A 12,587-nucleotide genomic window follows, 5' to 3' on the forward strand; every position below is an offset into this window, starting at 1 on the left:
CGATGTGATGCCGAGGAGAAGGGTCGCAGCAGACGGCGCCCCCGGAGGGCAGCCCCGGCAGCCGGTTCACCCGATGGGAGGAACCGCCCCGGCGAGGGCCTTGCCGTACATCGAGGAGGTGCGGCGGACCGTCATCCCCAGCCGCTCGTACAGCGACAGCGCGCCCGTCTCCGAGTGCGTCCACAGGGTGCAGAGCTCCCGCCCGTGCCGGTGGAACGCGCCGAACACCTCGCCGAGCAGCAGCCGGGCGATCCCCCGGTTCCGGTGGTCGCGGCGGACGGCCAGCCGCTCCACGAAGCCCTCGCCGCTGCCCGGCACGTCCAGCGACAGCACCACGCCCACCATCTCCCCGCCCGCGAGGGCCACCCGGGAGAGCGCGGGCGCGAACGAGTCCCGCCCGACCGTCCGCAGGGCCCACTCCTCGTAGGAGCTGCGCCGCACCTGCCACTCGTCGAAGGCGTCCTCGGCCACCCGGTAGGCCGCCCGCTCGTCACCGGGGCGGAACGGCCGCACGGAGACCCCGTCCGGCGGCGCGGCCGCCACCGGACCGGCGGGCAGCCCGATCCCCAGCTGCCACTGGTGGACGAACGGCCGGTACCCGCGCGAGCGCAGCAGTGCGACGGCGGCCCGGTCGCCGTCCTCCACGGCCTGGGCGAGCCGCTCCCCGCCCGCCCGCCGGGCCCGCTCCTCCGTCCAGTCGAGCAGCCACCCGCCCAGCCCGGCGCCCCGGTGCCCGGGGTGGACGTCGACCCGGCTCCGCCGCCCGCCGCGCACCCACGCCCAGCCGGCCACCTCGCCGCGGCCGTCCCGCACGAGCAGGGTGTCCCGGGCGGTGTCGAGTCCGGGCTGCGCGAGGTCGGCGGCCACGTCGTCCGGTGCGCTCTCGGTGCGGCCGAGCAGGTCGCGCTCACAGGCGGCGACGAGCCGGTGGACGGCCGGGGCGTCGGCGGGAGCGGCCGGACCGGTCCGGTAGCGGCCGGGGAGCGGCGGGAGTTCGGCGAGATCGGTCATGCGTCCTGACTCTGCGCCACCCGTGCCGCCCTGTCGACCGGATTCGGCACACCGCCCGTCGATCCGGCGCCCGGAGCGGACCTCCCGCGCAGGAAGTCGGCCCGGCCGACTTCCTGCGCGCACGCCGGCCGTGCGGCCCGGTGCGTGCGGCCCGGGCGGCCGTGCGCGGACCGTCAGCCGCTCGTGCGCGGCCCCCGGCAGAGTCTTCCCCGTCAGCAGGAGACAGCAGCACCCGACGAAGAACGAGGAACCAGCCGTGACCAGCACCCAGCAGACCGCCGCCACCGCCACCGCCACCGCCGCCACCACCACCTTCTCCACCGAGGTCCGGCTCGCCGCCCGCCCGGTCGGGGAGCCCACCGCCGACACCTTCGAGCTGGTCCGCACCGCCGTCCCCGAGCCCGCCGAGGGCGAGATCGTCGTCCGCAACACCTGGATGTCGGTGGACCCGTACATGCGCGGCCGGATGGACGACGCCCCCTCCTACATCCCGCCGTTCCAGCTCGGTGCGGCCCTGGACGGCAGCGCGGTCGGCGTGGTGGTCGCCTCCCGCTCCGCGGCCGTGCCGGTCGGCGCGACCGTCTCGCACTTCCTCGGCTGGCGCGAGTACGCGGTGCTGGACGCCGCCGCGGCGACCGTCGTCGACACCGGCCTCGCCCCCGCGCCGGCCTACCTCGGCGCGCTGGGCACCACCGGCCTCACCGCCTACGCGGCGCTCACCCGGACCGCCCCGGTCCGGGAGGGCGACGTCGTCCTCATCTCCGCCGCCGCCGGGGCCGTGGGAAGCGTCGCGGGCCGGCTGGCCCGCAAGCTCGGCGCCTCGAAGGTGATCGGTTCGGCCGGCGGCCCGGAGAAGGCGAGGAGGCTGGTGACCGACTTCGGCTACGACGCCGCCATCGACTACCGGGCCGGTTCGCTGGAGGAGCAGCTCGCCGAGGCCGCCCCCGAGGGCATCGACGTCTACCTCGACAGCGTCGGCGGCGACCACCTGCGGGCCGCGATCGCCGCGATGCGCACCGGCGGCCGGATCGCCCTGGTCGGCGCGATCAGCACCTACAACGCGACCAGCCCCGCGCCCGGCCCCGACAACCTCTTCCAGGCGGCCGCCAAGGAGCTGAACCTGCGCGGAATGCTGGTCAGCAGCCACTTCGACCTCTTCCCCGAGTGGATCGGCAAGGCCGCCGGCTGGCTCGCCGACGGCAGCCTCCGCACCGAGCAGACCGTCGTCGACGGCATCGACCGGGCCCCGGACGCCTTCCTCGGCGTCCTGCGCGGCGCCAACACCGGCAAGATGCTCGTCCGCCTGGAGGGATGATCACCGCCCGGCGGGGCGTTGCCCCGGAGGGCCCCGTTCGGCGGCGGACCGTCAGGGGCCCTCCGGGGCAACGGAACCGAGGCTCGGCGAACCACAGCACGGCAACCACGAACCGACCCACCACGACCCGACCCACCGCGAACCGACGCACCACGAACCGAGGGACCACCGGACATGAGCGACAACCGCGACCACCGCACCATCACCAACCCCGCCGGTCTGCACGACCCGACCCCGTTCGGCTACAGCCACGCCGCCTCCGCACCCGGCGAGCCGGTCTACATCGGCGGCCAGTACGCCTCCGACGAGACCGGCCAGGTCGTGGACGGCGACTTCGCCGCCCAGGTCGAGCGGTCCTTCGACAACCTGCGCACCGCGCTCGCCGGCGTCGGCCTCGGCTTCGAGCACGTCGTCCGGCTCGGCTCGTACATCGTCGACCACGACCTGGAGAAGCTGGGCGTCCTCGGCAAGGCCCTGCACGCCGCCTGGGGCGACCGGCTGCCCGCCCAGACGCTCAGCGGCGTGGCGGCGCTGGCGCTGCCCGGGATGCTCTTCGAGATAGACGCGGTCGCGGTCCGCCCGGCCCCCGGCGGCCCGGCCGAAGCACCGGACGACAGCAGCCGCTGACGCCCGCGCCGCCCTGCGCCCGGACGCCCGGCACCCGGACGCCCTGCGCCCCGCACCCGACGCCCCCACCGCCCTCCCGGGGCCGGCCGCCGTGCCGGCCCGCTCACTGAAAGGCTCGCCATGAAGGCCCTCGTCCACGACCCGAACGCGCCCCGGCAGCTGAGCTTCGCCGAGGTGCCCGATCCGGAGCCCACCGCCGGACAGGCGCTGATCGAGGTCGCGGCGGTCTCCTTCAACTTCGGTGAGATCGTCTACCGTTCGCCCGACACCCCGTACGGCCGGGTGCCCGGCTGGGACGCCGCGGGCACCGTGCTCCGGCCCGCCGCCGACGGCTCGGGCCCGCCCGCCGGCACCCGGGTGGTCGGCTTCGGCTGGGGCGGTGCGTGGGCGCGGCTGCGGGCGGTGGACACCGCCGAACTGGCGGTGGTGCCCGACGGCGTCGACCTCGGGACGGCGAGCGCCCTCCCGGTGGCCGGGGTCACGGCGCTCCAGGCGGTCCGCCGCCTGGGCCCGGTCCTCGGCCGCCGGGTGCTCGTCACCGGCGCCTCCGGCGGGGTGGGGCGCTTCGCCGTCCGCCTCCTCGCCCTGGCGGGCGCGCACGTCGTCGCCTCGGTCGGCGGCCCGGCCCGCGCGGAGGGCCTGCGCGAACTCGGCGCGGCCGAGATCGTGCACGGACCGGAGGAGCTGACCGCACGGGTGCACGGGGTGCTCGACAACGTCGGCGGCGGCCAGCTGGCCGAGGCGTTCTACCGCCTGGAGCCCGGCGGCGTCGTCCAGGCCATCGGGAAGGCGTCCGGCGAGCCGACCGTCATCGACTTCGAGCGGGCCCGCGTCGAGAGCCCGAACGGGCGGCTGGAGAACTTCAACGTCAGCACCCCCGTCGGCGGAGACCTCGGCTACCTGCTCCACCTGGTGGAGACGGGCCGGCTGGCGCCGGAGATCGGCTGGCGCGGCCCGTGGGACCTGGCGCACGAGGCGGCGGACGCGCTCGTCGGGCGCAAGGTCCTCGGCAAGGCCGTCCTGGACCTCGACCCGGACCGGTAGGGCGGGCGCGGTCCCGTCGGGAGGCGCGCTCCCGTTCGAGCGCACCTCCGACGGCTATGGTGACGGTCTGCACGGGGCCGGTCACTCCTGGTCGCCATGGCGGGTTCGGACGATCCCGCGCGCGACGGCCGCGCCCCCGTGCCTTCCAGTAGCAGCGTGGGCGGGTGGGCGGCCCGGTGGGCCGCCCACCCGGCCCCGACACCTGAGGAGGAGCACGTGGCGAAGGCGAAGTTCGAGCGGACGAAGCCGCACGTCAACATCGGCACGATCGGCCATGTCGACCACGGGAAGACGACGCTGACGGCGGCGATCACCAAGGTCCTGCACGACGCCCACCCGGACATCAACCCCTTCACGCCGTTCGACGAGATCGACAAGGCGCCGGAGGAGCGGCAGCGCGGCATCACCATCTCGATCGCGCACGTCGAGTACCAGACCGAGGCGCGTCACTACGCCCACGTCGACTGTCCCGGCCACGCGGACTACATCAAGAACATGATCACCGGCGCGGCCCAGATGGACGGCGCGATCCTCGTCGTCGCCGCCACCGACGGCCCGATGCCGCAGACCAAGGAACACGTCCTGCTCGCCCGCCAGTCCGGGGTGCCCAGCATCGTGGTCGCCCTGAACAAGGCCGACATGGTGGACGACGAGGAGATCCTGGAGCTCGTCGAACTGGAGGTCCGCGAACTCCTCAACGAGTACGAGTTCGACGGCGACAACACCCCGGTGGTGCAGGTCTCCGCCCTCAAGGCCCTGGAGGGCGACAAGGAGTGGGGCGAGAAGCTGCTGGGCCTGATGAAGGCCGTCGACGAGAACATCCCGCAGCCCATCCGGGACGTCGACCACCCGTTCCTGATGCCGATCGAGGACGTCTTCACCATCACCGGCCGCGGCACCGTGGTGACCGGCCGGATCGAGCGCGGCGTGCTGAAGGTCAACGAGACCGTCGACATCATCGGCATCAAGACGGAGAAGACCACCACCACGGTCACCGGCATCGAGATGTTCCGCAAACTGCTCGACGAGGGCCAGGCCGGCGAGAACGTCGGCCTGCTGCTGCGCGGCATCAAGCGCGAGGACGTCGAGCGCGGCCAGTGCATCATCAAGCCCGGATCGGTCACCCCGCACACCGAGTTCGAGGCGACGGCCTACATCCTGTCCAAGGACGAGGGCGGCCGGCACACCCCGTTCTTCAACAACTACCGGCCCCAGTTCTACTTCCGCACCACCGACGTCACCGGAGTGGTGACGCTCAAGGAGGGCACCGAACTGGTCATGCCCGGCGACAACGTGGAGATGACCGTCACCCTCATCCAGCCCGTGGCGATGGAGGAGGGCCTGCGGTTCACCATCCGCGAGGGTGGCCGCACCGTCGGCGCCGGCCAGGTCACGAAGATCACCAAGTAGGCCGCCGCACCAGTCGCCCGGCCCGGGCGGTCCTGAAGGCCCCCTGGGGCCGGCGGAGTTCCGGGATCGGAGCCCGGCGGGGAGAAGGGGGCCGCCTCCTGGCACGATCACAGGATCGGAGGCGGCCCCCGGCCCGGGACCGGTCGTCACTCACCCTGCGGACGGGGCATCGACCGCGTTGTTCTGACCGGCCACGATCTTCCACCCGTCCGCCTGCCGGGCCACCACGTAGAGGGCCGCGCCGTGCGCTCCCTCCACGGGCGTGCCCGCGGCGTCGGTGGGCGTCTGTGCGACGTTGACGGCGACCACGTCCTCCGCGATCGCCAGGATCTTCTCCACCTCGTACCGGGCGTAGGAGTCCCGCAGGAAGCCCTCCATCGCCGGCCGGCTGAACCCGGTGATCTCGGCCCGCCCGTCGAGCCGCACGCCGCGCGCGTTGGTCCACGAGGCCTGCTCGCCGAACCGCTCGCCCAAGGCCGTCGCGTCCTTGGTGTTGAACGCCTTCTCCAGGTCGGCGACCACACCGGTCACCGCCTCCAGGACCTCGGCCGGGACCGCCCCCACCACCAGTACGCCGTTCGTCATGACGGACCCCTCCACTCGGTGCTTCGTCCGGCGGTGGTGATCACCGCCGGGCACCATTGGATGACTTGAAGCCCACTTGAGGTCAAGCCCGGGGGTCCGGGAGCCCGGACGGCCCCCTCAGGGGCGGCTCTCAGGGGCGGCCCTCAGGGGTGGTACAGCTCGGTGATGCGGGTGATCCGCCCGCGGGCGTCCAGGACGATGTCGTAGGTGTCGCCGTAACAGCCGTACGGGGCCTCGGGGACCCGGTCGGCGAGGCAGTCGTCGAGGTGCTGCATCAGGACGGGGAGCTGCACCTCCTTGGCCGGCTCCCCGTGTTCGAGGTCGACGAGGGTGGCGGTGACCCGGGCGGCGAGCGGGTAGGCGACGGGTTCGCCGAACGGATCGTAGGAGCCGTCGTCGGGGGCGTCGGGGCTGCACACGTACCGGGTCGGCCGGGCGGAGAGCCGGCCCTCGATCTCCTCGACGACCCGGACCACCTGGTGGCCCGGCTGCTGGGCGAGGGCGGTGCAGTCGGCGGGGGAGGGGGCCGCCGGGGCGGAGTCGGTCCCGGCGCCGTACTCCTGGTCCGCGTCCTCCTCCCAGGGCTCCGCCTCGTCGGCCTCGTCCGCGTCCCAGTAGTCGGCGGCGCCCTCGTCGCCGTCCGAGGCCATCGCCACCGTGGGGTCCTCGTCGATCGGCGTGCAGGCGGCGAGGCCGGCGGTGACGGTGCAGCAGAGCAGCACGGCGAGGAGGAAGCGGCGGGGGGCGGTCATGGGGCGAGTCTCCCAGGAAGGCGGCCGGACACGGCACCCCCGTACACGCGGAATCCGCACACCCGGTTCCGGCTGCCGGGCCGCTCCCCGCCGGACGCCCACGGGAGCCGGTGGGGGGCGTCGGCGGACGGCGGCGGGCGGGGGTGGTCGGCCGTCGGCCGGTGCGGGCCGGTGCTCAGGACAGCGGCGCCGGGGAGTTGGCCTCGGGGACGAGCAGCGCGGGCGCCGCCGAACCGTCGGCCGGTACCGCCCAGACGTCGTTGACGCCGTCCGGGCGCTGGATCGCGTACGCGACGGTGGCGTCGTCCAGCCAGGCCGGCTGGTCGTCGACCGAGCGCTGTTCGGGCAGCCGGGTGGCGGTCAGCGTGGCGAGGTCCAGGACGGCCGGGCGCCAGCCCTTGGCGGGGTCGGCGTCGACTGCCTGCTTGAAGGCGATCCGGGTGCCGTCGGGGGAGAGGGAGGGGCACTCGACGTTGTCGGCGAGGGTGCGGACGGTGCGGGCGGCGAGGTCGCCCTCCACCAGGTAGCGGTGGCCGTCGGTGGCGAGGGTGGCGTAGAAGCGGTTGTCGTCGGCGGTGAAGGTGACGCCCCAGTAGTTGACGTCGGCGGCGCGGTACGGGCGGCCGTCGCGGGTGATCGCGAACTCCTCCAGGGTGTTGAGGAGTTGTCCCCCGGAGGTGTCGAGGACGCCGGTGCGGGTGGAGAAGGAGTTGCCCGCGTAGGAGTCGCCGCCGACGAAGAGGGTCCAGGAGACCATGCGGCCGCTGGCGGAGACCCGGAGCCGGTTGGGGATGCCGGTCAGGGCGATCCGCTTCCGCTCGTGCGAGGAGCGGTCCAGGACGACGAGTTCGGGCCCGTCGAGGGCGCCGGCCGGGGCGAGGCAGGCGACGGTGTCGGCGGCGGCGTACGCGCGCTCGCAGCGGCGGCCGCCGACCTCGCGGCTGCCGCCCGGGTCCTGCCGGGACACCGAGGAGAGCAGGCCGTTGCTCAGCACCTGGATGCGCGGGCCGGCCACCGTGCCGCCGGGCGCGTCGTCGGGGTCGGGGGCGCTCGCGGCGGCGCCCGGTGCCGGGTCGGCGGCGGTCAGCGTGTACGTGGTGGCGGCGCCGCCGAGCAGCAGGGCGGCGGTGGCGACGGCCAGCAGCCGGGCACGCGGGGTGAGGTTCAACGCGGGTCCTCCGCAGGGGTGTCGGGGGTGGTCACGGGGGCGGCCGGGCCGCCGGGGGCGTCCTGCGGGGCGGGGCCTGACGGGGTCGCGCCGGACGTGGCGGGGCCGGACGGGGTCGCGCCGCCGGGGGTCGCGCCGCCGGGGGAGGCGCCGCGCCGACCGCCGGACAGCAGCACGGCGCTCCCCAGCAGCGCCACCACGACGGCCGCCGCGGCGGCCCGGCTCGCGGCGGCCGGACCCCAGTACTGCCAGGCCAGCCCGAACAGCACCGAGGAGGCCAGGTACGCCAGCGCCTGCCCGCTCTGGACCAGCGCGATCCCGGTGGTCCGCAGCGCCTCGGGCAGCCGGGGCCCGGCCAGCGCCATCAGCACGCCGTCGGTGGCCGCGTAGAAGAGGCCGTGCAGCACCAGCACCGCCACCGTGGCGGCCGTCCCGTCGAGCGGTCCGTACAGCAGCAGGTACGCGCCGGCCAGCGCCGCGTAGCCGCCCAGCAGCACCGGGAGGCGGCCGATCCGGTCGGCCAGCGCGCCCAGCGGGGCGGCCAGCAGCAGGTACGTCAGGCTGGTGCCGACGGCCAGCAGCGGGAACCAGCCCAGCGACAGGTCCGAACGCCGCTGCAGCAGCAGGTAGACGAAGCCGTCGCCGATGGTGGCCAGCCCGAGCAGGGCGGCGGCCAGCACCAGCCGCAGCACCGGGCCCCGCCGGAGCAGGCCCAGCGCGGCGCGGGGGGAGATCGCGCCGGCGGCGGGCAGCGGGGTGCGGTGGTCGCGGACGAACAGCAGCAGCACCAGCACGCCGAACGCGGCGACGCAGAAGCTGGTGACGAAGACCGCGTCGAAGGCCTGCCCGGCCGCCGCCAGCACGGCGAGTGCGAGCAGCGGTCCGGCGAAGGCGCCGGCCGCGTCCATCGTCCGGTGCACGCCGAACGCCCGGCCCAGCGAGCCCTCCGGGGCGGAGAGCGTGATCAGGGCGTCCCGCGGGGCGCTGCGCAGGCCCTTGCCGGCCCGGTCGGCGGTGATCACCAGGCCGAGCGCGGCGGGTGCGGAGCCGGCGGCGATCAGGCCGAGCTTGGCGACGGCGGAGATGGCGTACCCGAACCCGGCGACGGCCTTGCGGCGCTGGATCCGGTCGGCGAGGAAGCCGCCGACCAGGCGCAGCAGCACCGTCGCGCCGCCGTAGAGGCCGTCGATCACCCCGTACGCGGCGGGGCCGAGGTGCAGGGCGGTCATCAGGTAGAGGGGGAGGACGGCGGTGACCATCTCGGAGGAGACGTCGGTGATCAGGCTGACCGTGCCGAGGGCGACGACGTTGCCGCCGACCAGGGCCCAGCGGCGGCGCCGCGGCTTCCCGGCGGGGCCTTCGGAGGGGCCCCCGGAGGGGTCGGCGGGGGCGCCCCCGCCGGGAGCGGTGGAGGGGTCGGCGGTGGCCGGGCGGCCGATGGTGGACAGGTACACGGGTGGCCTTTCGCCGGTGCGGGCGCGCGGCGCGCGGGGTGGTCGGCGTAGCGGCGGAAGCGGGTGCGGCGGGTGCGGCGGAAGCAGCGGAAGCAGCGGAGGGCGCGGCGGGGCGGGGGCGCGGCCGGGGTGGTCCCGGCCGCGCCGTCGTGCCGGTGGTCCGCCGGGGTGTCAGTGGCAGGCGGTGGTGCCGCTGTCGTTGTACGTCTTGCCCGCCTCGGGGACGAACTGCCAGTCGTAGCTGTTGGCGTGGAGGGTGAACTTCAGCACGCCGTAGGTGTCGCTGTTGCGGGCCTCGCTGTTTGCCTGGATGGTGCCGAAGCTGTAGTGGCTGGCGCCGCCCATCCCGGCCACGAAGTGCCGGATGCCGCGGGTGGTGTCGAGCGCGCCGCTCGGGTTGATCGGCGCGAACCGCTCGTACTGGTGGTTGTGGCCGGTGACGATCACGTCCGCGTTGTAGTCGTACAGCGCCTGGACCAGCGGGCCGACGGAGGTGCTCGGGCCGTGGTTGGAGCCGGAGGTGAACCGCGGGTGGTGCCAGTAGGCCAGCGTGCAGGGCTTGTTGCTGGCGGCGAGGTCGGCGCGGAGCCACTGCTCCTGGGCGGATCCGGCGCTGGTGGCGATGTTGGAGTTGAGCGCCACCACGTGCCAGTTGCCCAGGTCGTAGGAGTAGTAGCCCTGGCCGGGGGTGCCGGCGGCGGCGCCGAAGTAGTTGTAGTAGCCGGTGGCGCCCGAGGTGTTGTACTCGTGGTTGCCGGGCGCCGGCTTGGTGCGCGCCTTGTGGCGGCCCCAGGTCGGGGCGTAGTAGTTGGTGTAGTCGGAGGCGCTGCCGTCGGGGTAGGCGTTGTCGCCCGCGTTGAAGACGGTGCCGGGGATGCCGTCCAGCAGCTTGGCCGTCGCCTCGTCCCCGCTCCCGGAGTTGGCGATGTCGCCGGCGCCGACCAGCACCGGGTCGGCGCCGCCGGTCGGGGTCGCGGTGGGAGTCGGCGAGGCGGTCGGGGTCGCGGTGGGCGACGGGGTGGTGGTCGGGGTCGGCGACGGGGAGGGCGTGCCGGTCTCGGTGGTGATCACCAACTGCGGTGCGGTGGAGCCGGATTCGCGCGAGTCGTAGTCGGCGCCGTCGCTGGACGAGGAGGTCGCGCCGATGGCGAAGGTGCCGTTCCCGGTGACGTAGGAGGTGACGTCGACCTCGTACCAGGCGTTGCGCGAGACGGCGCCGATCGAGCCCAGCACCGGGCCGTCCACGGCCGGCTGGTTGTTCCAGGTCAGCCCGGTCTCGGACCAGGTGGTGCTGCTCAGCGAGCGGAAGGTGCCGCCGCTGCCGCTCTCGGCGCCGGAGACGTCGTCGGTGTGGATGCGCAGCTTGGCGCTGGTCACCGGCGAGGTGAGCCCGGAGACGGTGAACTTGAGGAACAGCCGCTTGGCGGGGCTGTTGTCCACCCCGAGCTGACCGGAGGTGCCGTAGTTGGTGCTCGGATTGCTGCTGTACGCGTAGGTGTCGGCCACCGGGGTGAAGGTGGTGGTTCCGACCGCCGCGGTGGCGGCACCGGAGAAGGCGGTGACGGCCAGCGCGCCGGCGGTCATGGATCCCAGGGTGGCCGCGACGACGACTCTGCGTCCGGGCATGGGGTGACCCTTCGTGAGAGGAGGGGGACGGTCGGCGGTGCGTCGGGAGACGTTAGGGACGGCAGCCTGCCCCCGGGTGATGCATTTCCCTTGCGGCGGTGGCCGGTTGGTGAACGCACGGTGCCGTCGCCACATCCGCCCCTTACGTCCCCTTTACCAACACCCTTCCGGCCCTTTGCCCGGTCCTTCGCCCCGTCCCCCGCCCGCACCGCGGGGTGCCCTGGCCCCTTCCCCGACCCCTTCCCCGACCCCGCCGGGACGGCCCCGAACGGCCCCGAACGGCCCCGGACAGCGGACCGCCCCCGCCCGGTGTGCGGACCCGGCGGGGGCGGAGACGAGGGAGCGGGCAGGGGGAGCGGGCACGGGGGAGCGGGCGGGGCGGAGACGGGGGAGCGGGCCGTGCCCACCCACCCCCGGAAGGCCGGACGCTACGCCGCCACCGGCCGGTCCTGGTCGTACGCCTCCCGCACCCGGGCCTGCGCCCCGGCGCCCGCCCCCAGGTGGTCCAGGCCGAGCAGGGCCGCGCCCAGCACCGGCGGCGCGACGACGACGCGCGGTTCGGCGAGCGGCGCCGCCTCCGCCAGCCGCGCGGCGAGGTTGTCGAGCAGCAGCGGCTGCCGCGAGGCGAGCACCCCGCCGCCGAGCACCAGCGGCGTGGGCGACTCCAGGAGGTCGAGCCGGCGCAGCGCGACGACCGCGAGCCGGGTGATCTCGTCGGCCTGCCGGTCGATCAGCTCCAGCGCCACCCGGTCCCCGCCCTCCGCGACCGCGAACAGCACCCGCACGATCTCGTGCAGCCGGGCGAACGGCAGGTGCCCCAGGTGGACGGCCTCGGCCACGGCACCGGCGCTGGGCAGGCCGAAGCGCTCGGCGATGGCCGGGGCCAGCACGGTCGGACCGCCGCGCCCGTCCTCCGCGCGGACGGCGTGCCACATGCTGTTGAGGGCGAGGCCCGCGCCGCCGCCCCAGTCGCCGGTCAGCTCGCCGAGGGCGGGGAACCGGGCGGTGCGGCCGTCGGGCAGCAGACCGACGCAGTTGATGCCGGCGCCGCAGACCACGGCCACGCCGCGCGGGCCGTCGGTCCCGGCGCGCAGCAGGCCGAAGGTGTCGTTGACGACGGTGTTGCTGGCGCCCCACGGGTGGGTCTCCAGGGCGGCGCGCAGCGCCTGCTCCTCGACCGGGAGGTCGGCGTTGGCCAGGCAGGCGCTGACGTGGCTGGTCAGCGGGCCGTGCCAGGCGGTGATCCCGGCCGCGGCGGCGGCCTGCTCGACCAGGGGGGCGAGGCCGGCGACGGCGGCGGCGCCGCCGGTCTTCTGCGGAGTGAAGCCGCCGCCCCGGGCGGAGCCGAGGACGCTGCCGTCCGCGCCGATGAGGGCGACGTCGGTCTTGGAGTTGCCCGCGTCGATGGCGAGGACGCCGGGCAGGTGTGGTTCGGGCTGGTGGGTCATCAGGTCCCCGCGGCTCGTACGTGGCCCGGCCGTGGGTGTTCCCGGCCGGGGGTGGGCGGTCTCCTCGCGGCCTCACCGCGCGGAGGGCCTGCGGGCCCTCGGCGGCGGCCCGGCCCGCACCCCCCACGGAGTGCGGGCCGGAGTACG

At 75.1% G+C, this 12,587-nt stretch carries 11 protein-coding genes; 4 read left to right on the forward strand and 7 right to left on the reverse strand.

What is annotated here, in order from left to right:
* Nucleotides 1-66: 66 nt before the first annotated feature.
* Entirely contained in the window at nucleotides 67-1,011 is a 945-nt protein-coding gene (locus tag OG550_RS26300) for a GNAT family N-acetyltransferase (RefSeq protein WP_327681556.1), read from the reverse strand.
* A gap of 256 nt (nucleotides 1,012-1,267) precedes the next feature.
* On the opposite strand from OG550_RS26300, the gene OG550_RS26305 reads away from it, so the two are divergent.
* The 4 genes from OG550_RS26305 to tuf all read left to right on the forward strand — a co-directional run bounded on the left by OG550_RS26305 (nucleotide 1,268) and on the right by tuf (nucleotide 5,407).
* Entirely contained in the window at nucleotides 1,268-2,326 is a 1,059-nt protein-coding gene (locus OG550_RS26305) for an NADP-dependent oxidoreductase (RefSeq protein ID WP_327681558.1), read from the forward strand.
* 174 nt (nucleotides 2,327-2,500) lie between these two features.
* Nucleotides 2,501-2,953 carry a RidA family protein gene (locus OG550_RS26310; protein ID WP_327681560.1) on the forward strand — a complete coding sequence of 151 codons (453 nt, stop codon included), beginning with the start codon at nucleotides 2,501-2,503 and terminating at the stop codon, nucleotides 2,951-2,953.
* 120 nt (nucleotides 2,954-3,073) lie between these two features.
* On the forward strand, nucleotides 3,074-3,997 hold the full coding sequence (locus OG550_RS26315) for a zinc-binding dehydrogenase (RefSeq protein WP_327681562.1): 924 nt from the start codon (nucleotides 3,074-3,076) through the stop codon (nucleotides 3,995-3,997).
* A 216-nt stretch (nucleotides 3,998-4,213) separates the two neighbouring features.
* Entirely contained in the window at nucleotides 4,214-5,407 is a 1,194-nt protein-coding gene (gene tuf, locus OG550_RS26320) for an elongation factor Tu (protein ID WP_327681564.1), read from the forward strand.
* Nucleotides 5,408-5,557: 150 nt separating this feature from the next.
* On the opposite strand, the gene OG550_RS26325 is transcribed toward tuf, so the two are convergent.
* The 6 genes from OG550_RS26325 to OG550_RS26350 all read right to left on the reverse strand — a co-directional run bounded on the left by OG550_RS26325 (nucleotide 5,558) and on the right by OG550_RS26350 (nucleotide 12,440).
* Nucleotides 5,558-5,992: an SgcJ/EcaC family oxidoreductase gene (locus OG550_RS26325; protein WP_327681566.1), complete on the reverse strand. Its 435-nt coding sequence runs from the start codon at nucleotides 5,990-5,992 to the stop codon at nucleotides 5,558-5,560.
* 143 nt (nucleotides 5,993-6,135) lie between these two features.
* Nucleotides 6,136-6,744, reverse strand: coding sequence for a hypothetical protein (locus OG550_RS26330; protein WP_327681568.1), 609 nt, complete (start codon nucleotides 6,742-6,744; stop codon nucleotides 6,136-6,138).
* A gap of 175 nt (nucleotides 6,745-6,919) precedes the next feature.
* Nucleotides 6,920-7,912 carry a hypothetical protein gene (locus OG550_RS26335; protein WP_327681570.1) on the reverse strand — a complete coding sequence of 331 codons (993 nt, stop codon included), beginning with the start codon at nucleotides 7,910-7,912 and terminating at the stop codon, nucleotides 6,920-6,922.
* Nucleotides 7,909-9,366, reverse strand: coding sequence for an MFS transporter (locus OG550_RS26340; RefSeq protein ID WP_327681572.1), 1,458 nt, complete (start codon nucleotides 9,364-9,366; stop codon nucleotides 7,909-7,911). The genes OG550_RS26335 and OG550_RS26340 overlap by 4 nt, the downstream gene beginning before the upstream one ends.
* A 171-nt stretch (nucleotides 9,367-9,537) precedes the next feature.
* Complete coding sequence (locus tag OG550_RS26345; protein ID WP_327681574.1) at nucleotides 9,538-10,992, reverse strand: CBM96 family carbohydrate-binding protein; 1,455 nt, start codon at nucleotides 10,990-10,992, stop codon at nucleotides 9,538-9,540.
* Between the two features lie 428 nt (nucleotides 10,993-11,420).
* Nucleotides 11,421-12,440 (reverse strand): N-acetylglucosamine kinase, encoded by a 1,020-nt coding sequence (locus OG550_RS26350; protein WP_327681576.1) that lies wholly within the window; start codon nucleotides 12,438-12,440, stop codon nucleotides 11,421-11,423.
* Nucleotides 12,441-12,587 lie beyond the last annotated feature (147 nt).

Source organism: Kitasatospora sp. NBC_00458, assembly GCF_036013975.1.
Classification (GTDB): domain Bacteria; phylum Actinomycetota; class Actinomycetes; order Streptomycetales; family Streptomycetaceae; genus Kitasatospora.